Genomic DNA, 16527 nt, shown 5'->3' on the forward strand with positions numbered 1-16527 from the left:
GGCCGATCGCCATGCGTGTCAGGCGACCGAAGCGGGCGCGAACGCGCCGGCTTCGATCGACCGCGAAGCAGGGGAGCGGCGGCGTCCGCCGGGTGGCTTTCGTATCCAACAACAAAGGTCCGTCCGCACACGAAGCGGCGCGGATCGTACGTCGCGAGGCACGACTTGAGCGATTCGCAACCTTCCACGCAGCGTCCGGCGACGATCAGCGACGTCGCACGCGAAGCCGGCACGGGCAAGACCAGCGTTTCGCGCTATCTGAACGGCGAGACGCACGTGCTGTCCGCCGATCTGCGCCAGCGGATCGAGACGGCGATCGCGCGCCTCAACTACCGGCCGAACCAGATGGCGCGCGGGCTGAAGCGCGGCCGCAACCGGCTGCTCGGCATGCTCGCGGCCGACCTGACCAATCCGTATACCGTCGAAGTGCTGCAGGGCGTCGAGGCCGCGTGCCACGCGCTCGGCTACATGCCGCTCATCTGTCACGCGGCCAACGAGGTCGAGATGGAGCGGCGCTTCCTGCAGCTGCTCACGACCTACCGGGTCGAGGGGCTGATCGTCAACGCGCTCGGCGCGGAGGAAGACGTGCTGCGCCCGCTGCGCGGCGCCGGCATTCCGGCCGTGCTCGTCGACCGGACGGTCGAGGGCTTCGAGGCCGACCTGATCGGGCTCGACAATACCGATGCGATCGAGATGGCGATCGCGCACCTGGTCGCGCACGGCTTCGATGCGATCCATTTCGTCGTGCAGCCGTTCGAGCGTGTCAGCTCGCGGCGCCTGCGCGAGGCCGCGTTTCGCGCGGCGCTCGACGCGCGCGGGCTGCCGGTGCCGCCGACGGTCGTGCTCGACCTGAACGAGCCCGCCGCGGCTGCGGCGGCGCTTGCCGACCTCGACGCGCGCATCGACGACGCGGTGCGGCGCGGCGTGCGTGCGGCGCTGTTCGCCGCCAACGCGCCGGTCGCGCTCGCGATCGCGCGCCATCTGCGCGCGCGTTTCGGCGCGGCGTGGCAGGAAAAGGCCGCGCTGCTGTCGATCGACGATCCGGAGTGGGCCGAACTGATCGGCATCACGACGATTCGCCAGCCGACCTACGAGATCGGCTACAAGGCGGTCGAATTCGTGCACGAGCGCATCGACGGCGCGGCCGGCGACGTGCGCGTCGCGTTGCTGCCGGGCGAGCTGATTGCGCGCGCGTCGACCGCAAGCTGAGTATCATTCGGGGCACGGCGCGCGTCAGGTGCGCTGCCCCGAACAAGGAAATTCATGACTGTCGCTCCCGTCACGCTGGCGGTGCTGATCGCCGCCACGGTGATCATCGCGCTACTGCCGTTCGTTCTCTTCCGTATTCTGCGCAAGCCACTTTCGCTCGACCGCCGCGACACGATCGTCGGTGTCGCCGTCTTCACGCTGTTCGCGATGATCGTCGAACGCGCATTCCATGGCCTCGTGCTGAGCCAGACGCCCGCCGGCGGCTGGCTCACGCAGCCGCTCGCGTTCGTCGCGTACAGTGCGCTCGCGACTGCCGTGTTTGAGGAAGTCGGCCGCTATCTCGGGATCCGGTTCCTGAACCGCCGCTACGGCGCATCGGCCGGCGACGGGCGCGGCATCGGCTACGGGATCGGCCATGCCGGTGCCGAAGCCTGGTTCGTCGGCGTGCTCATATGGGGCCAGTGGTCGTATCTTGCGTGGCTCGCGAGCCGCGGCCAGCTCGAGACGCAGCTCGCGGACCTGCCGGGCGATACCGTCGTGCGGCTGCACGTGATGCTGGCGACGCTGTCGGCACAGTCGATCCTGCTGTTGCTGCTCGAGCGTTGCTCGGCGTTCGTGGTGCAACTCGCGCTGTCGGTGCTGGTCTGGCGCGGCGTGCGCGCCGGCCGCGCGGGCGTGCTGCCGCTCGCGATCGTGCTGCATGCGCTGGCGGTCGCGCCGGCGCTGCTGTATCAGGTGCGCGTGCTGCCGGCCGGATCGCTCGAGGCCGCGTATTTCGTGCTGGCCGCGATCCTGGTGGCCGTGCTGGCGAAGACGTGCCGGTCGCCGCGTGCGGCGGCCTGACGGGAGAGGCGGAATGGACGACTATCTGATCGAATGCCGGAGCGCCGAATTCGACGTGCTCGCGCGCGTGATCTGCGATCTCTTTCCGGAACAGACGCGCTTTGTCGAAAGCAGCGACGAACGCGGACGCTTCCTGTCAGTGCAGTGGCTGGCGATGCGTTTCGGTTCGACGCCGAAACGGATGACGCTCGACATCCGCATCGTGCCGGCCGCGCTGGCGCGTTATCTGGCGCTCAGGCCGATGCAGCGCGCCCGCAGCCATGCGGTGCTGCATGCGTACACGGAAGCGATGCTGGGCTCGCTCGAGGAGCGGCACGCGGCCGGCGAGGCCGTCGAGCGCGACGCGGAACTCGAACTCGACGAAGACTTTGCCTGACCCTTGACGTGAGCGAGCGCGCCGGCGCGATGCCGGCGTCGCGCGCTACGCGTTACGCGTCGCGGTAGACCTGCGCGAAACGCTGCGCCTGGACGACGCCGTAGTCGCCGGGCGCATACTGCATCACCCAGTCGCCGGCGATGCCGCGCAGCGTGTCGCCGTTTTCCGAGCGGGCGATCGTGAACGGTTCGTCCATCCGGCGGGCGAGCACGACGGCCGGACGGTTCCGGTAGGCGCCCGGCGCACCGTGCGCGAGCGCCGGATCGGCGGGCAGGTACTTCGCGTCGAAGCGTGCGCGCGACACGACCCAGCGGTCGCCGGTCGAGCCGGTGATCAGCGCGTCGCCCGCGATATAGCGGTTCGGGCCTTCGAGGCTCATCAGTTCGCCGTCGGCCTCCGCGAATGCGACCGTGACGGTTTCGTCCTTCACGACGCGACGGGCCTGCGGGTCGGTACGCAGATCGATGTGCTTGAGTTCGAGCATGGCGGGGGGAAGTGCGGGAAAAGCCGGGAGCTTATCCCGAATCCGGCGCGCCGTGTGACGCACCGGATTCCTGCGGGATGCGCGACGCCGTTCGCCCCGGACGGGCACCGTGGCGCCGGCAGGCGGACGTCAGGGTTGTGCGGGCGCGCTGGCGGCCGGCGCGGCGGCTGCCTTACCTTCCTTGCTCCGGGCCTTGCCCTTGCCGCGGTGTTCGCCGCCGTGATGCAGCCAGCTGCGGAACGTCGTGTCGGCGAGTGCCTTCTGGTCGGCCGGGAAGCTCTGGTAGAGCGGCGCGAATGCGTCGGCGAGCTTCTTCGCGCCGTCCGCGTTCGCCTGCGCGAGTTCCGCGTACTGCTTCATATCGTCGACCGCGGACACGTTCTGGCTTTCCATCCGCATGCGATAGAGGCGGCCCATCGTGTCGCCATTCTCACGCATCGTGTCGGCGAACGTCTTCCATTGCGGCTCCTGCGCCGACGTGATTTTCAGTTGATCGTGCAGGTACTTGATGCGCTGCTCGATGCGCGCTTCGTGGCGCGCCGCGCGCTGTTCGGCGCTCGGGGCCGACGCCGCAGCCGTCATTGACGGAGCGGGCGCTTGCGGCTGCGCCGGCGTTTGCGCGAACGCGCTGGCTGCAACGGCGAGCGTAGCGAGGGTGAGCGAGATTTTCTTCATGATTGGCTCTCCGAGTGGTGTCGTGCGAACGGGCGCGGCGGCAACCGCCGCAAGCGCGCCTCTCGCGTCGCACATTATTAGTAGCACGTTGCGTGCGGCGCGGCAGTGAATGCGACACTTGCTTACATCCGAAACGAATCGAAATTGAAAGGGACATAGTGGGCGGACGGCGTTCGATCGACGTCGGACGCCGCACGCGAACGAGGCAGGCGATACGAACGCGTAAGCCCGTGACTGCGTGCGATGCCGTTTGGGCGCACCGGCGTTCGGCGCTATCATCGCGTCACGTTCCATTTCGCCGGCGCGTTGCACGCCGGCCCAGCCTCATGCGTCCACCTCGTCTCGACCAACTCGACGACCTCGACCGGCAACTCGTCGCGCTGCTGCAAGCCGATGCGCGCGCAAGCGTCGCCGATCTCGCGCGACAGCTCGACGTCGCACGCACGACGGTCGTCGCGCGCATTGCGCGGCTCGAGCGCACCAACGTGATCGCCGGCTACAGCGTGCGGCTCGGACAGGACGTGCTCGATGCAAGCATTTATGCGTACGTCGGCATCATCCTCACGCCGAAGTTCGGCAAGGACGTGTTGCGCAAGCTCGACCGGATGCCTGAGGTGCAGCTGCTGTGCGCGGTGAGCGGCGAGTACGATTACGTCGCGTGGCTGCGCGCCGATTCGCCCGAACGGCTCAACGACCTGCTCGACCAGATCGGTACGCTCGAAGGCGTCGAACGCACGACCACGTCGATCATCCTGTCGCGCAAGATCGATCGCGGCACGATCGGCGGATGACGCATCGCATGCGGTGTCGCGTGTGACACCGCGGCGCGATTCGAATCGTCGCGCCGGTTTTTCCTCCTTTCCTTTCCCTTGATACCCGCCGCCGGCACTCGCCGCGGGGCGGGGCGTTGCGTCGCGCATCTGGACGCGAGCACGCATCGTTGCGTCGAATGCCGGCTTGCGCGCGAGCAACGATTCATTCGCGTACGCATCTTCCGCCTTGCATGTTCCTTCGTGCCCGTCCAAACGCGTCCATCGCGGCCCGTTTGCAGCGCGTCATATATGTGATTTTTAGACGATTTGGTCGTTGTGACGAAATACGTCGTCATATCGTCGAATTAAACGGTCGTTTCGCATCATTCTTCGTCTTGGAACTGATTTTGCGCGTCCCTAAACTGTGTTCATGGCTCGACGCCGTACACCAACACCAAACTCATCATCAGGAGATAAGCGCATGAAAATCGCCATCGTCGGCGCAGGTCTGATCGGTCACACCATTGCTCACATGCTGCGTGAAACGGGCGACTACGAAGTGGTCGCGTTCGACCGCGACGCGGATGCGCTCGCCAAGCTCTCGCGTGAAGGCATCGCGACGCAGCGTGTCGATTCGGCTGACGCCAATGCGATCCGCGAAGCCGTGAAGGGCTTCGATGCGCTCGTCAACGCGCTGCCGTACTACCTTGCGGTCAACGTCGCCGCGGCGGCCAAGGCTGCCGGCGTCCATTACTTCGACCTGACCGAAGACGTGCGCGCGACTCACGCGATCCGCGAACTGGCGGATGGTTCGGACCGTGCGTTCATGCCGCAGTGCGGCCTCGCGCCGGGCTTCATCGGCATCGCCGCACACGAGCTCGTGAACGGCTTCAGCGAAGTGCGCGACGTGAAGATGCGCGTCGGCGCGCTGCCCGAGTATCCGACCAACGCGCTCAAGTACAACCTGACGTGGAGCGTCGACGGCCTGATCAACGAATACTGCCAGCCGTGTGAAGCGATCCGTGACGGCCGCAAGCAGTGGGTGCAGCCGCTCGAAGGCCTCGAGCATTTCTCGCTCGACGGTACCGAATACGAAGCGTTCAACACGTCGGGCGGTCTGGGCACGCTGTGCGAGACGCTGTCGGGCAAGGTCGAGACGCTCGACTACAAGTCGGTGCGCTATCCGGGTCACCGCGAACTCGTGCAGTTCCTGCTCGAGGACCTGCGCCTGTCGAGCGACCGCGACACGCTGAAGTCGATCATGCGCCGCGCGGTGCCGTCGACGAAGCAGGACGTCGTGCTCGTGTTCGTCACGGTGACGGGCGTGAAGGACGGTCAGCTCGTGCAGGACGTGTTCACGCGCAAGATTTTCGCGAAGGACGTGTGCGGGATGCACATGAGCGCGATCCAGATCACGACGGCCGGCGCGATGTGCGCGGTGCTGGATCTGTTCCGCGAGAAGAAGCTGCCGCAGAGCGGTTTCATCCCGCAAGAAAAGGTGTCGCTGAAGGCATTCCTCGCGAACCGCTTCGGCAAGCTGTACGAAGGCGGCACGATGGAGCGCGTGCACGAAGTCGCCTGACGACGGGTCTCCGGCACGAGGGCCGTGCGACGCCGGGAGCGCAACAGCGCTTCCGGCGTTGTTTTTTGAGCGAGTCGAAGCGGGGAGGAGCAGGGCGATGCCTGCCGCTCAGGCGGGCAGCGGCGGGAGGATCGATGCCTGCGGCGCCGGCGGTGCGATGCGGTACAGCAGAGCATCGATGTCCGCGTCGGACGGCGCGGTGTTGTCGAACATCACGATGCCGTCGCATTCGTGGCCGGTCGGCACGAAGCGGCGTTGCCGGTATTCGTCCCAGTGCGCGAGCTTGTACGCGTCGTTCGGATTGCCGCGCGCGACGATTCGCTGGTGCGCGACGTCTTCCGCGGTATGGACCCACACGACCGTCAGCACGACGTCCGGCCCGATGCCGAGCCACGTGCGGTCGAGGATGCGCCGATCACGCACTTCGCGCGACAGCGGGCCGACCACCAGCACGCCGATGCCGAGCGCGAGGTTCTCGCGGGCTGTGTCGAGCAGGCCCTGGTATTCGGGATCGCGCAGGTGCTTCAGGTAGAGCGGGCTGTCACGATCGTTCGGATCGGAGGTGAGGGCACCCATCGCGGCCGAACTGTAGCGGCCGTAGAGCGTGTCCTTGTCGAGCAGGCAGAAGGCTTCGCCGGTCGCACGCATCAGCGGCCCGATCAGCCGCTTCGCGAGCGTGGTCTTGCCGGTGCCGGCATGACCGCAGAAGAACACCAGGTGCGTCACGAATACCGGCTCCCCGGATCCGCGCGCGATGCGTCGGTGCGCTTGTCGCCGCGCGAGAAGACTTCCGCCTCCAGCCACATCGCGTTGATGATGCCGAAGCCGAGCGCCACGCCGATGCCGAGTATCCACGAGAAATACCACATGGGTCTGTCTCCTTGACGGTTGGGCCGCACGGCCATGCCGTGCGTCTGTCGAAGCGATGCCGTGCGCATGCCGCGTCGCACGTAGTCCGATCATGACCAATATCGGCGTGTCGCGCAAGCCGGGCCGCCCGCGCGTCAAACCGGTAAACTGATGCGAAAACTGCAACAAGACGGACAACATGCTGATCAATTGTGCTGCATACCAGGACGGCCGCAAGCTGGCCGAAATCGATATCGACGCCATCAGCGACTACGTGTCCAAGCCCGAGTGTTTCGTGTGGGTCGCGCTGAAGGATCCGACGCCGGACGAGATCGACCTGATGGGCGAGGAATTCGGGTTGCACGAGCTCGCGCTCGAGGATGCCCGCAAGGGGCATCAGCGGCCGAAGATCGAGGAGTACGGCGATTCGCTGTTCGCGGTGCTCCATATGGTCGAGCTCGACGACGACGGCGAATTCAAGGTCGGCGAGCTGAACGTGTTCGTCGGCCCGAACTATGTGCTGTCGATTCGCAACCATACCGAGCAGGACTTCCGCGACGTGCGCAAGCGCTGCGAGCGCGAGCCGCATCTGCTGCAGGAAGGGTCGGCGTTCGTGTTCTATGCGCTGATGGACCAGGTCGTCGACCGCTATTTTCCGATCCTCGAGACGCTCGGCCTCGAGCTCGAGGAACTCGAGGACCGCATCTTCACGAAGGCCTCGCCCGCGTCGTCGCGCGTCATCATCGAGGATCTCTATTCGCTGAAACGCCGGCTCGTAACGCTGCACCAGCACACGGCGCCGCTGATCGAGCCGCTCGCGAAGCTCACCGGAGGACGCATTCCGCAGGTCTGTAGCGGGATGGAGCATTACTTCCGCGACGTGTACGACCACCTGCAGCGGATCGTGAAGACGATCGAAGGGCGGCGCGAGATGGTCGTGACCGCGATCCAGGTCAACCTCGGGATGATTTCGCTCGCGGAGAACGAAGTGACCAAGCGGCTCGGTTCGTTCGCCGCGCTGTTCGCGATACCGACGATGATCGCCGGCATCTACGGGATGAACTTCGCGAACATGCCCGAGTTGCACCTCAAGTACGGCTTCTACGGCTGCATCGGGGTGATGGTCGCCGCCGATCTCGCGTTGTGGTGGCGCTTCAAGCGGGCGGGGTGGCTGTAGCCGCGGGCGCTGCTAGCGCGGGGCGTGCTTGCCGACCACGACGCGCCACGGACGCACGTACCAGGATTTGACGAGGCCGTGCTGCACGTACGGATCCGCGCGGGCGAACGATTCGGCGGCTTCCGGCGAGTCGCCTTCGAAGACGAGCACGGCCCGGTCGGCTGGATCCTGCAATGCGCCGGCGAGCATGAGCTCGCCGCGCTCGGTTGCCGCCTGCGCGAGTGCGAGGTGCTCGGCGCGGTACTGCTCGCGCCGGGACAGGTAATCGTCGACGAGTTCGTAGATCAACTGGTAATGCATGGTCGCTCCCGGAATCGGTTGCCGCTGGATGGCGGGCGGTTGGCTCAGTATAGAGCGCGGTTCGGTCTTTGTCGGCGCGTGGCCGGCCGATTTCGGGCGACCACGAAGATGATTTTCAGGTCTCGATGCCCTTCCCTAAAATGCAACTAACGGTCTAGTTTGAATCCGCCGTCGCATGGATTCGCGTTATCACATTTGACCGGTTCTCGCCGGATTTGTCTTCAGGAAAGACGGATCCGGACGGCATGTTCCATGCGTATTCCGGGCCTGAATTTCGCATACCGGCAAGGGCGGCTAGGGCGGCCGCGCCGACCGGAAAAGGGGCCGAAGCCAGGTGTCGGGGCCGTCCGTCCGGGGGGGCGTGCGAGGGCGTTTCCATTGGCCGCAATGCGACCTATGCTGAACGAATCCGGAGCGAACTTCGTTCGCCCGATTCGTCGAGACGAGGTGTGCCATGCCTGTGTCAGCCACCCTGCAGGATTGCCTGCGCCAGAAGTCATCGCGGTACGAAGTCGTGTACCACCCGTATAGCCATACCAGCATGGAGACGGCCGCCGCCGCGCATATCCCCGGCGATCGCCTCGCGAAAACCGTGCTGCTCGAGGACGACGAAGGCTACGTCGCCGCCGTGCTGCCGACGTCGCATGCAGTGCGGCTGTCGGATCTCTGGGTCAAGACCGGTCGTCATCTCGTGCTTGCCAGGGAAATCGAACTGCGCGAACTGTTCAAGGATTGCGACCTCGGCGCGTTGCCGCCGGTGTGCATGGCGTACGGGATGAAGACGTTCCTCGAGGAACATCTCGCGCAGCAGCCGGAAGTGTATTTCGAGGCCGGCGACCACGAAGCGCTGATCCACATGATGCAGGACGAATTCCTGTCGCTGATGGAGACGGCCGAGCGCGCGCATTTCTCGCACAAGATGCAGGGGATGTGGTTGTCCTGATCGTCCTGTTGCGGGCAGTTTGCGGTGGTTGGAGACGGCGTCTGGCGGACGGCCGTCAGGGACGTTGCGTTTCGCCGGTTTTGCCGCAGCTGCGTTTACGCCGGAAATCGGTGCCGCGAGCGACCGGTGAGGCGGGATTCTGGTGGCGTCCCATCGGGATCTCAGTGGTGTCGTCGGGCGAATTTCGTATTTGACATAATCATAGTTATCAACAAAAATCTTTGTAGTAGCTTTCTAGAAATGTCGTGTTCCAGCCATTTAGAAATGTCGCTTCTGCGGCCGGTCTGCCGACCAACCACCGGATTCCCGGGTTCCAGCCGCAGGCTGCGCACGATGCGGCGGCGTTCAACCCGTCATCATGACGTCTCGCGCGTTCCGGACGACGTATTCGCGACCGTCTTCCTCGGCCAGCTTCACGTATTGCGCCAGCTTGCCGGATTTGACGTCCTTGAGCACCCACAACGCGGCAATCCGCCGATATTCATGTCCGGTGTGCCATGCGCGTTCCGCGAGCGTTTCGGCATAAGCGGACTTCAGCGCGCCCAACGCAAGCAAGGCACGCCGGCGCACGTATTCGTCCTCGTCGTTCACCAGGCGCAACAGCAGTGCTTCGGCCTCTGCGGCATGCGAACCCTGCCCGCCGAGTCGCGCGGCCAACTGCCATTTGGCGTTCGGCTCCGACGCGTCGATCGAGGCGCGCGCAAGTGCCAGCAACGCGTCGGGTTGCGTCCAGAGCATGCTCGAAATGTGTTCCAGCGCGTGGTCACGGGCAATCGCGTAAAGCAGATCGGCGCACGCGGTTACGGTCCAGGCGTCCGGCGCAAGCGAGTCGACGACGGCAAGCGACGCGTCCCACAGTGCTTCCCAATGGCCGTACTCGCATTCCCAGTCGGTACTTCGCTGGCGGACCGGGTATAGCGCCGCCCATTCCCTGAATTTTTCGACCTGTTCGTGCAGTGTGTTCAACGCGTGCATGGAAATTGTATTGATTGCGGCTTGCTTCACCGTGCGATTCACGCGGCGTGAAGCTGCGCCATCAGGCGCGGAGCGTCGCCCCGGCAGCCCGAAACCGGATGCTTCGAGCCGCCCGCTCGCCATGTTCGCCGCGCCGCGCGACATCCGGCATGCCGCGCCGGCTGTTGGGCGGCGCTCACGCGATCCTGCGCTTGGTGCAGGTGCTGCGCCGGCCGAAGCAAGTGTCCGGGACAAGCGGATCGGCGGTGTTCGCTGCCGGGCAATCGTCGGGCGATATCGGGCCGCATCTACGGCTGTGGGCACGATTGTGCCAGTTTTGGTCGTGTTCGGAGTGCCGGTTAGCGCACCGAGCATCCACGTGCGACGGCATGCCCTGCCCTGATTCGCTTGGGGAGCCGTTCGACGAAGCGTGTGACGGTCAGATCAGGCGCGTTTTCGCATCCGGGAGTTTCGGTGAAACATAGAGATATTGTGATAAGAAAAGTTATCCGGATAGTTTTGATAAAAATCAGAAGTGCCCGACGCGTGACGAACGATCCGGGATACGGCATTCACATCATTTCGCCGCGCAAACCTTCGAATTTGCAACGATCGACGCGTGTCGCCCTGTGTCAGTGACGGCGCGCTGGGGGCACGTCGACTCATCTCCGCCGGCATCCTCGCCGCTGCGTCGGTCCCCGCTCTTCCCCGCATTTGTTCCCGCGACGCAAGACTGTTGGTCCATGGTGGGTATTCGAACTCCGGCCCGGCGCGCCTAGAGTTGCGTCCATCGGATTCATCAATCCGGTCGGCGCTGAAGCCGAAAACCAGTCACCTGTCGAGGCAAATCATGAGCACTTCCAAAGTCATCATCGTCACCGGCGCATCGCAAGGCATCGGTGCCGAAACGGTCAACGCATTCCGCGCCCAGGGCCATCGCGTGGTCGCGACGTCCCGTTCGATCGGGCCGTCGGACGATCCCGATCTCGTCACCGTCGCGGGCGACATCGGCGACCCGGCTGTCGCGCGGCGCGTGGTCGACGCCGCCATCGAGCGCTTCGGCCGGGTCGACACGCTCGTCAACAACGCGGGCATCTTCATTGCGAAGCCGTTCACGCAATACACGGCGGACGACTACGCAGCTGTCACACGCGTGAACCTGGACGGCTTCTTCCATGTCACGCAGCGCGCGATTGCGGCGATGCAGCGAAACGGAAACGGCGGCGGTCATGTGGTCAGCATCACGACGAGCCTCGTCGACCACGCGAACAGCAACGTACCGTCAGTGCTCGCATCGCTGACGAAAGGCGGGCTCAATGCGGCGACGAAGTCGCTCGCGATCGAATATGCGAAGGCCGGCATCCGCGTGAACGCCGTGTCGCCCGGCATCATCAAGTCGCCGATGCACGCGCCCGACACGCACGCGACGCTCGCATCGCTGCATCCGGTCGGCCGGATGGGCGAGATGAGCGACATCGTCGGCGCGATCCTGTATCTCGATTCCGCGCCATTCGTCACCGGCGAGATCCTGCACGTGGACGGCGGCCAGAGCGCCGGGCACTGAGCGGCAACGTCGTGAACATGCGCCGGCGCGCAGGGTGCGCGGCACCCCGATGCCGGCGCAGGCGAGGCTTGCGCGCGCCGCTCTGCCCGGTTGCCGGCATGGCTGGCCGCGGCTAGCGAGTCCGCCTGCCGGGTGCCTGTTCGAGATGTTCGACGAGAAAGTCGACGAAGACGCGCACGCGCGACGACAGATAACGGGCATGCGGATACAGCAGCATGAACGGCCTTGATCGTCCGCCCTGGGCGGACAGCACCTCGGTGAGCGTGCCTTCCCGCAGATCCCGTTCGACGATGAAGCGATAGGTCTGGAACAGGCCCGCACCGCTGCGCGCGAGGGTGACGCCGGCGAGGACGTCGCCCGACGTGCCGTAGCCACCCGTCGTCGCGACGTCGATTTCCGCTGCTCCGTCGTTGAACAGCCATGGAATCGGCCTCCCGCTGCTCGGGAGCTCGAACTGGATGCATTCGTGCGCGTGCAGATCGTCGACCGTGCGCGGTACGCCGGCGCGCTTCAGATAGCCGGGCGTCGCGACGACGACGAGTTCGGCGTCCTCGAGCTTGCGTGCGACCAGGCTCGAATCCGCTGGCGCGCGGCCGCGGATCGCAAGGTCGAAACCCTCCTCGGCGAAGTCGATGTTGCGGTTGCTGAGATGCGTTTCGACGCGTACGTCCGGGTATCGCTCGCGAAACGCGGGCAGCAGCGGCAGCACGCGATAGTGTCCGTATGGCGTCGGCATGCTGATGCGCAGCACGCCGGCCGGTGTTGTCTGCTGCCCCGTCGCTTCGCGCTCCGCGTCGACGAGCTGCGACAGCGCATCACGACACTGCTCGAAATAGCGCCGCCCGGAATCGGTGAGGCGGATCTGGCGCGTTGTCCGTATGAACAGGCGTACACCGAGTCGCTCCTCGAGCCGCGCGACCGACCGGCTCACCGCAGCCGGCGTGACGCTCGCGGCCGTTGCGGCGAGCGTGAAGCTGCCGAGTTCGGCTGCCAGGCAGAACAGCTCGATGCTGCCGAGCAGGAGGTCATCGAATTTTCTCTGCATGGGGCGGCTCCTGCTTCCTCGTGCTGCCTTGAGCGGTTGCAAAACGGCGAATTCGGCTTGCGCCTGCAACGAGGCATCACGCTTCCGGCCCGCCAGCGCTGGTTGTTCCGTGGCGGGACGCCGAAGCACCGAGTGTGCATGAATCCCCGCTGGGAAACCAGCGGATCGGCGATACCGGAGTTACGCGTTCGCGCCGCGTTGCACCGCGGGCGATTCGTTACACCGTGTGTCGAGTCAATTGCGCGAACGATATTTACCGGCCCCTACCGCGTCACTAGAGTGATCGACAGAGGCCGTGGCGAGTTGCGCTCCACACCCGCGGCCAACTCATCAACGATCCCCGAAGGAGAATGCCATGATGATCGAACAGAAGCTGGCCGAACTGGGCTTCACGCTACCCGAACCGCCGCAACCGCTCGGCAGCTACACGGCCGTCAGTGAGGCCGGCAACCTGTTGTTCATTTCCGGGCAATTGCCGCTCGTCGACGGCAAGGTGGCTTATACGGGCCGCGTCGGCGAACAACGGGATGTCGATGACGGTCGGCACGCGGCGCAGCTCGCGGCGTTGAACGTGCTCGCGCAAATCAGAAAGCACCTCGGCGGGTTCGACCGCCTGCATCACATCGTGCGTGTCGAGGGGCACGTCGCGTCAGCCGACGGCTTCCACGGTCAGCCGGCCGTGATCGACGGCGCCTCCGACCTGTTCGCCAAGGTGCTGGGCAACAAGGCCGGACACGCGCGCTCGGCCTTTTCCCACCGTCAGTTGCCGGCCGACGCGACGGTGGTCCTGGTCGTGATCGCCGAGATCCGCTCGGCATGACCGGGTTGCCGCAAGCTCGGGCGGCCGCGAATCCGGCGGCCATCTGCCCTGCCACCGCTGAAAGTTTCGATCCGAGTCGTCTTTTAAATATAAGGGATACATCATCGAACAGCCTTGTCCGGCAAGGCTCGACACGATCCCGATACATTGCAATACAAAATATCGTATGCGAGTTAATCGAATGCGCTTGACGTGATTGGTCGCCTCGATCAAACTGCGTCGCATGCGATTTAATCGCATCAGACAACAACCTTCCTACCTGACGGAGTGAACGATGAGCAAGATCGAAAAAGTGCTGTACACGGGCAAGACGCATACGACTTCCGGCGGCCGCGACGGCGCGGCTCGCAGTTCCGACGGCCGCCTCGACATCCAGCTGTCGTCGCCGGGCAGTGCCGGTACCGGCACGAATCCGGAACAACTGTTCGCGGCCGGCTGGTCGGCCTGCTTCATCGGCGCGATGCAGCTCGCGGCGCGCGCGGCGAAGGTCACGCTGCCTGCTGATCTCGCGGTCGATGCCGAAGTGGACCTGGGCACGGGTGGTAACGCGTACTTCCTGCAGGCTCGCCTGAACGTGAGCGTGCCGGGGCTCGATCGTGACGTCGTGCAGCACATTGTCGACACCGCACACCAGACCTGCCCGTACTCGAAGGCGACGCGCGGCAACATCGACGTCGAGATCCGCATCGTCTGAGCAATGCCCCGGGCGGCCACGTGCTGCCTTCCCGAATGTTCTGCCATTTTCTTGTCGAGGTGAATGATGAAAACCCAACTGATCGCTGCCCTTCTCGTTGCCGTGTCCGCTGCTGCTGCCGTGCCGGCTTTTGCCCGTGATGCCGTTGTGACGCGTGCACAAGTGCGTGCCGAACTCGTCCAGCTGCAGCAGGCCGGCTATGTGCCGGGCCGCGCGAACGATCCGCACTACCCGGACGACCTGCAGGCGGCGCTGACGCGTATCCACGCGAACGACACAGTCGCAGCCGATACGGCGACGTCCGGTTATGGCGCCGACGCCGCAGCCGTCACGCAATCGGGCAGCCGTCCTGTCACGCGCATCGCCGAGCGCTCGATCTACTTCGGCCATTGAACGAAGTCGCGATCGACGCCGATTGCCGGCGCGCCGCGTTCACATTCCGATTACTCTTTTCTGTCGAGGTAAATGATGAAGACCCAACTGATTGCAGCCCTGCTCGTCGCCGTGTCGGCTTCCATTGCCGCACCGACCTTCGCAACCGAGAGCACCGTGACGCGTGCGCAAGTGCGGGCGGAACTGGCCGCGCTCCAGCAGGCCGGTTATCTGCCGAATCGCCCGAACGATCCCAACTATCCGGACAACCTGCAGGCAGCGCTGAAGCGGGTGCGCGACAACGATGCAACGGCGGCCGACACCCAGACGGCCGGTTACGGCAACAACGCCGACGGTGCGACGCAATCCGGCAGTCGCATGGCGATTCGCACGGCCGAGCGCTCGATCTATTTCGGTCGTTGAGCGTCGCGACGAAATCGACGACACCGTCCGCCAAATAAAGCGCATGCGATCGAATCGCATGCGCTTTTGCTTGTCAGTTTGTCTGCAACCTGCCCCGGGCGATCGCGTCTATGCTGTGCGACGAACGGCCTTCGATCAAGGAGCAGGCGATGCGGGAAGGAACGACGGAGCAGGAAGGAAGCGGATCGCATCCGCTCGACAATGCCGTATGGCATGCGCTCACCGGGGAGCAGCATCGTTTCGCCCTCGGCGACCTGCTTGCGCGTCGATTTCCTCCTGCGCTCGCACCGTTTGCGGGCATGGCCGACCGCAGCCCGACCGCGTTCGACGCGCTGCGCGGACTGATCGACGCGCATGGGCCTGCGGCACTCGTCACGCCGGACGAGATCCCGACGCCGCCCGGCTTTTCCGTGGTCTGGCGGGCGATGCTGCATCAGATGATCTGGCAGGGAACGCTCGACGGCGCGCCTGCTCTGGAGCATGTCCGGCTCACCGAAGCCGACGTGCCGGAGATGCTCGAATTGATCGCGGCGACGGAACCAGGCCCGTTCGGCACGCGCACGGTCGAATTCGGCGGCTATATCGGTGTCCGCCGGCAAGGCCGGCTCGTGGCGATGGCCGGTCAGCGGCTGAGGGCCGGCGGTCACGCGGAGATCAGCGCCGTGTGCGTGGATGCGGCTTTCCGGGGCCAAGGCCTCGCGGCCGGACTGATCCGGTCGCTGGTCGCGACCATCCGCGCGCGGGCGGAAACGCCGTTCCTGCACGTGCTCACGTCGAATCACGGTGCGATCGAGCGCTATCGCGCACTCGGCTTCGCGACGCGTCGCGACATGCATTTGCTGGTGCTGGGGCGCGAGGAGACCGGGACGGGCCAGCCGGCGCGCCGGCCATAAGGACCGGTCGCGGCGGTGCCTCGGGCCCGACTGCGGAAAATGTACTGAAATGGCGGAGGGAGCCGGCGGCAAGCGCATCGCAGGCTCGACATCGAGCCTGCGTTTGATCGTCTATTCGTTGATCGAATCGATCAGGTTGCCGCGCAGCGTGACGATGGCCTTCTGCATCTTCGCGAATTCGTCGGGTTTCAGGCCGGTGGCTTCGACCAGGTTCATGTCGAGCCCCTTCTCGCGCACGCGGCGGCCGCTTTTCGTCAGGCTCACGAGTACCTGGCGCTCGTCCGACGGATCGCGGTGCCGCTCCAGATAGCCCATCGCCTCGAGCTTCTTCAGGATCGGCGTCAGCGTGTTCGATTCGAGGAACAGCTTTTCGCCGAGCTGTCCGACCGTCTGGTTGCCCTCCTCCCACAGCGCGATGATCGTGATGTATTGCGTGTACGTGAGGCCGAGCTCTTCGAGGATCGGTTTGTATGCCTTGCCGAACGCGAGATTCGTCGAGTAGATCGCAAAACACAGGAACTCGGACAGCTTCGGCGTGGCGGGCGATTGTGCTTCGGTCGGTTTCATGAGCG

The 16527-nt window shown here is 65.1% G+C and carries 21 protein-coding genes; 13 read left to right on the forward strand and 8 right to left on the reverse strand.

Translation table 11 applies throughout. The features are described from left to right. Positions 1 to 165 precede the first annotated feature (165 nt). Genes DIE08_RS15515 through DIE08_RS15525 form a run of 3 tightly spaced genes read left to right on the forward strand, consistent with a single transcriptional unit; the run spans position 166 to position 2428 of the window. Complete coding sequence (locus DIE08_RS15515) at positions 166 to 1209, forward strand: LacI family DNA-binding transcriptional regulator (RefSeq protein WP_124902407.1); 1044 nt, start codon at positions 166 to 168, stop codon at positions 1207 to 1209. A gap of 54 nt (positions 1210 to 1263) precedes the next feature. Further along, positions 1264 to 2052: a YhfC family intramembrane metalloprotease gene (locus tag DIE08_RS15520; protein WP_124902408.1), complete on the forward strand. Its 789-nt coding sequence runs from the start codon at positions 1264 to 1266 to the stop codon at positions 2050 to 2052. Between the two features lie 13 nt (positions 2053 to 2065). Next, positions 2066 to 2428, forward strand: coding sequence for a DUF3022 domain-containing protein (locus tag DIE08_RS15525; RefSeq protein ID WP_124902409.1), 363 nt, complete (start codon positions 2066 to 2068; stop codon positions 2426 to 2428). 52 nt (positions 2429 to 2480) lie between these two features. Here the strand turns inward: DIE08_RS15525 and DIE08_RS15530 are convergent, their stop codons facing one another. Continuing rightward, entirely contained in the window at positions 2481 to 2912 is a 432-nt protein-coding gene (locus tag DIE08_RS15530; RefSeq protein WP_124629430.1) for a PGDYG domain-containing protein, read from the reverse strand. Between the two features lie 129 nt (positions 2913 to 3041). Then, positions 3042 to 3587: a Spy/CpxP family protein refolding chaperone gene (locus DIE08_RS15535; RefSeq protein WP_124902410.1), complete on the reverse strand. Its 546-nt coding sequence runs from the start codon at positions 3585 to 3587 to the stop codon at positions 3042 to 3044. Positions 3588 to 3913: 326 nt separating this feature from the next. Here DIE08_RS15535 and DIE08_RS15540 point away from each other — a divergent pair, with 326 nt between their 5' ends. Continuing rightward, positions 3914 to 4378: an Lrp/AsnC family transcriptional regulator gene (locus tag DIE08_RS15540; RefSeq protein ID WP_006481526.1), complete on the forward strand. Its 465-nt coding sequence runs from the start codon at positions 3914 to 3916 to the stop codon at positions 4376 to 4378. A gap of 442 nt (positions 4379 to 4820) precedes the next feature. Next, complete coding sequence (locus tag DIE08_RS15545; RefSeq protein ID WP_040144221.1) at positions 4821 to 5921, forward strand: saccharopine dehydrogenase family protein; 1101 nt, start codon at positions 4821 to 4823, stop codon at positions 5919 to 5921. A gap of 108 nt (positions 5922 to 6029) precedes the next feature. On the opposite strand, the gene DIE08_RS15550 is transcribed toward DIE08_RS15545, so the two are convergent. Together DIE08_RS15550 and cydX are read right to left on the reverse strand one after the other, a co-directional pair. Beyond that, positions 6030 to 6647 (reverse strand): ATP-binding protein, encoded by a 618-nt coding sequence (locus DIE08_RS15550; RefSeq protein WP_124902411.1) that lies wholly within the window; start codon positions 6645 to 6647, stop codon positions 6030 to 6032. After that, positions 6644 to 6790, reverse strand: coding sequence for a cytochrome bd-I oxidase subunit CydX (gene cydX / locus DIE08_RS15555; RefSeq protein WP_082729050.1), 147 nt, complete (start codon positions 6788 to 6790; stop codon positions 6644 to 6646). Before cydX ends, DIE08_RS15550 begins: the two co-directional genes overlap by 4 nt. Positions 6791 to 6969: 179 nt before the next feature. On the opposite strand from cydX, the gene corA reads away from it, so the two are divergent. Beyond that, positions 6970 to 7947: a magnesium/cobalt transporter CorA gene (gene corA / locus DIE08_RS15560; RefSeq protein ID WP_124629433.1), complete on the forward strand. Its 978-nt coding sequence runs from the start codon at positions 6970 to 6972 to the stop codon at positions 7945 to 7947. Positions 7948 to 7959: 12 nt separating this feature from the next. Here corA and DIE08_RS15565 read toward each other — a convergent pair whose 3' ends face one another. Beyond that, entirely contained in the window at positions 7960 to 8247 is a 288-nt protein-coding gene (locus tag DIE08_RS15565; RefSeq protein WP_059606847.1) for a YciI-like protein, read from the reverse strand. Positions 8248 to 8701: 454 nt separating this feature from the next. Here DIE08_RS15565 and DIE08_RS15570 point away from each other — a divergent pair, with 454 nt between their 5' ends. Next, positions 8702 to 9190, forward strand: a complete 489-nt coding sequence (locus DIE08_RS15570) for an aminoacyl-tRNA deacylase (RefSeq protein WP_044848239.1) — start codon at positions 8702 to 8704, stop codon at positions 9188 to 9190. Between the two features lie 345 nt (positions 9191 to 9535). Here the strand turns inward: DIE08_RS15570 and DIE08_RS15575 are convergent, their stop codons facing one another. Next, a complete protein-coding gene (locus tag DIE08_RS15575) occupies positions 9536 to 10309 on the reverse strand; it encodes a HEAT repeat domain-containing protein (protein WP_185715866.1) in 774 nt (257 codons plus the stop codon). Between the two features lie 685 nt (positions 10310 to 10994). On the opposite strand from DIE08_RS15575, the gene DIE08_RS15580 reads away from it, so the two are divergent. After that, positions 10995 to 11708 carry an SDR family NAD(P)-dependent oxidoreductase gene (locus DIE08_RS15580; protein ID WP_124626264.1) on the forward strand — a complete coding sequence of 238 codons (714 nt, stop codon included), beginning with the start codon at positions 10995 to 10997 and terminating at the stop codon, positions 11706 to 11708. A 112-nt stretch (positions 11709 to 11820) separates the two neighbouring features. On the opposite strand, the gene DIE08_RS15585 is transcribed toward DIE08_RS15580, so the two are convergent. Continuing rightward, positions 11821 to 12753 (reverse strand): LysR family transcriptional regulator, encoded by a 933-nt coding sequence (locus tag DIE08_RS15585; protein WP_124902413.1) that lies wholly within the window; start codon positions 12751 to 12753, stop codon positions 11821 to 11823. A gap of 355 nt (positions 12754 to 13108) precedes the next feature. On the opposite strand from DIE08_RS15585, the gene DIE08_RS15590 reads away from it, so the two are divergent. From DIE08_RS15590 to DIE08_RS15610, 5 genes are all read left to right on the forward strand, one after another. Beyond that, positions 13109 to 13573, forward strand: a complete 465-nt coding sequence (locus DIE08_RS15590) for a RidA family protein (RefSeq protein WP_124902414.1) — start codon at positions 13109 to 13111, stop codon at positions 13571 to 13573. A 274-nt stretch (positions 13574 to 13847) separates the two neighbouring features. Beyond that, the gene (locus DIE08_RS15595; protein WP_124626258.1) at positions 13848 to 14267 is read left to right on the forward strand and encodes an organic hydroperoxide resistance protein; all 420 of its coding nucleotides are present in this window, start codon (positions 13848 to 13850) and stop codon (positions 14265 to 14267) included. Between the two features lie 66 nt (positions 14268 to 14333). Beyond that, positions 14334 to 14660: a DUF4148 domain-containing protein gene (locus DIE08_RS15600; RefSeq protein ID WP_124626256.1), complete on the forward strand. Its 327-nt coding sequence runs from the start codon at positions 14334 to 14336 to the stop codon at positions 14658 to 14660. Positions 14661 to 14732: 72 nt separating this feature from the next. Continuing rightward, complete coding sequence (locus DIE08_RS15605) at positions 14733 to 15062, forward strand: DUF4148 domain-containing protein (RefSeq protein WP_124902415.1); 330 nt, start codon at positions 14733 to 14735, stop codon at positions 15060 to 15062. A gap of 149 nt (positions 15063 to 15211) precedes the next feature. Continuing rightward, positions 15212 to 15955: a GNAT family N-acetyltransferase gene (locus tag DIE08_RS15610; protein ID WP_124902416.1), complete on the forward strand. Its 744-nt coding sequence runs from the start codon at positions 15212 to 15214 to the stop codon at positions 15953 to 15955. A 111-nt stretch (positions 15956 to 16066) separates the two neighbouring features. Here DIE08_RS15610 and DIE08_RS15615 read toward each other — a convergent pair whose 3' ends face one another. Then, entirely contained in the window at positions 16067 to 16522 is a 456-nt protein-coding gene (locus DIE08_RS15615; protein WP_059606835.1) for a MarR family winged helix-turn-helix transcriptional regulator, read from the reverse strand. Between the last annotated feature and the right edge of the window lie 5 nt (positions 16523 to 16527).

Source organism: Burkholderia sp. Bp9004, from assembly GCF_003858025.1.
Taxonomy (GTDB): domain Bacteria; phylum Pseudomonadota; class Gammaproteobacteria; order Burkholderiales; family Burkholderiaceae; genus Burkholderia; species Burkholderia diffusa.

Excerpts from the sequence above, each read along its gene's own strand:
- DIE08_RS15520 (WP_124902408.1), top strand. The coding sequence starts at position 1,264 with ATGACTGTCGCTCCCGTCACGCTGGCGGTGCTGATCGCCGCCACGGTG.
- DIE08_RS15525 (WP_124902409.1), top strand. The coding sequence starts at position 2,066 with ATGGACGACTATCTGATCGAATGCCGGAGCGCCGAATTCGACGTGCTC.
- DIE08_RS15530 (WP_124629430.1), bottom strand. The coding sequence starts at position 2,912 with ATGCTCGAACTCAAGCACATCGATCTGCGTACCGACCCGCAGGCCCGT.
- DIE08_RS15535 (WP_124902410.1), bottom strand. The coding sequence starts at position 3,587 with ATGAAGAAAATCTCGCTCACCCTCGCTACGCTCGCCGTTGCAGCCAGC.
- DIE08_RS15540 (WP_006481526.1), top strand. The coding sequence starts at position 3,914 with ATGCGTCCACCTCGTCTCGACCAACTCGACGACCTCGACCGGCAACTC.
- DIE08_RS15545 (WP_040144221.1), top strand. The coding sequence starts at position 4,821 with ATGAAAATCGCCATCGTCGGCGCAGGTCTGATCGGTCACACCATTGCT.
- cydX (WP_082729050.1), bottom strand. The coding sequence starts at position 6,790 with ATGTGGTATTTCTCGTGGATACTCGGCATCGGCGTGGCGCTCGGCTTC.
- corA (WP_124629433.1), top strand. The coding sequence starts at position 6,970 with ATGCTGATCAATTGTGCTGCATACCAGGACGGCCGCAAGCTGGCCGAA.
- DIE08_RS15565 (WP_059606847.1), bottom strand. The coding sequence starts at position 8,247 with ATGCATTACCAGTTGATCTACGAACTCGTCGACGATTACCTGTCCCGG.
- DIE08_RS15570 (WP_044848239.1), top strand. The coding sequence starts at position 8,702 with ATGCCTGTGTCAGCCACCCTGCAGGATTGCCTGCGCCAGAAGTCATCG.
- DIE08_RS15575 (WP_185715866.1), bottom strand. The coding sequence starts at position 10,309 with ATGTCGCGCGGCGCGGCGAACATGGCGAGCGGGCGGCTCGAAGCATCC.
- DIE08_RS15580 (WP_124626264.1), top strand. The coding sequence starts at position 10,995 with ATGAGCACTTCCAAAGTCATCATCGTCACCGGCGCATCGCAAGGCATC.
- DIE08_RS15585 (WP_124902413.1), bottom strand. The coding sequence starts at position 12,753 with ATGCAGAGAAAATTCGATGACCTCCTGCTCGGCAGCATCGAGCTGTTC.
- DIE08_RS15590 (WP_124902414.1), top strand. The coding sequence starts at position 13,109 with ATGATGATCGAACAGAAGCTGGCCGAACTGGGCTTCACGCTACCCGAA.
- DIE08_RS15595 (WP_124626258.1), top strand. The coding sequence starts at position 13,848 with ATGAGCAAGATCGAAAAAGTGCTGTACACGGGCAAGACGCATACGACT.
- DIE08_RS15600 (WP_124626256.1), top strand. The coding sequence starts at position 14,334 with ATGAAAACCCAACTGATCGCTGCCCTTCTCGTTGCCGTGTCCGCTGCT.
- DIE08_RS15605 (WP_124902415.1), top strand. The coding sequence starts at position 14,733 with ATGATGAAGACCCAACTGATTGCAGCCCTGCTCGTCGCCGTGTCGGCT.
- DIE08_RS15610 (WP_124902416.1), top strand. The coding sequence starts at position 15,212 with ATGCGGGAAGGAACGACGGAGCAGGAAGGAAGCGGATCGCATCCGCTC.
- DIE08_RS15615 (WP_059606835.1), bottom strand. The coding sequence starts at position 16,522 with ATGAAACCGACCGAAGCACAATCGCCCGCCACGCCGAAGCTGTCCGAG.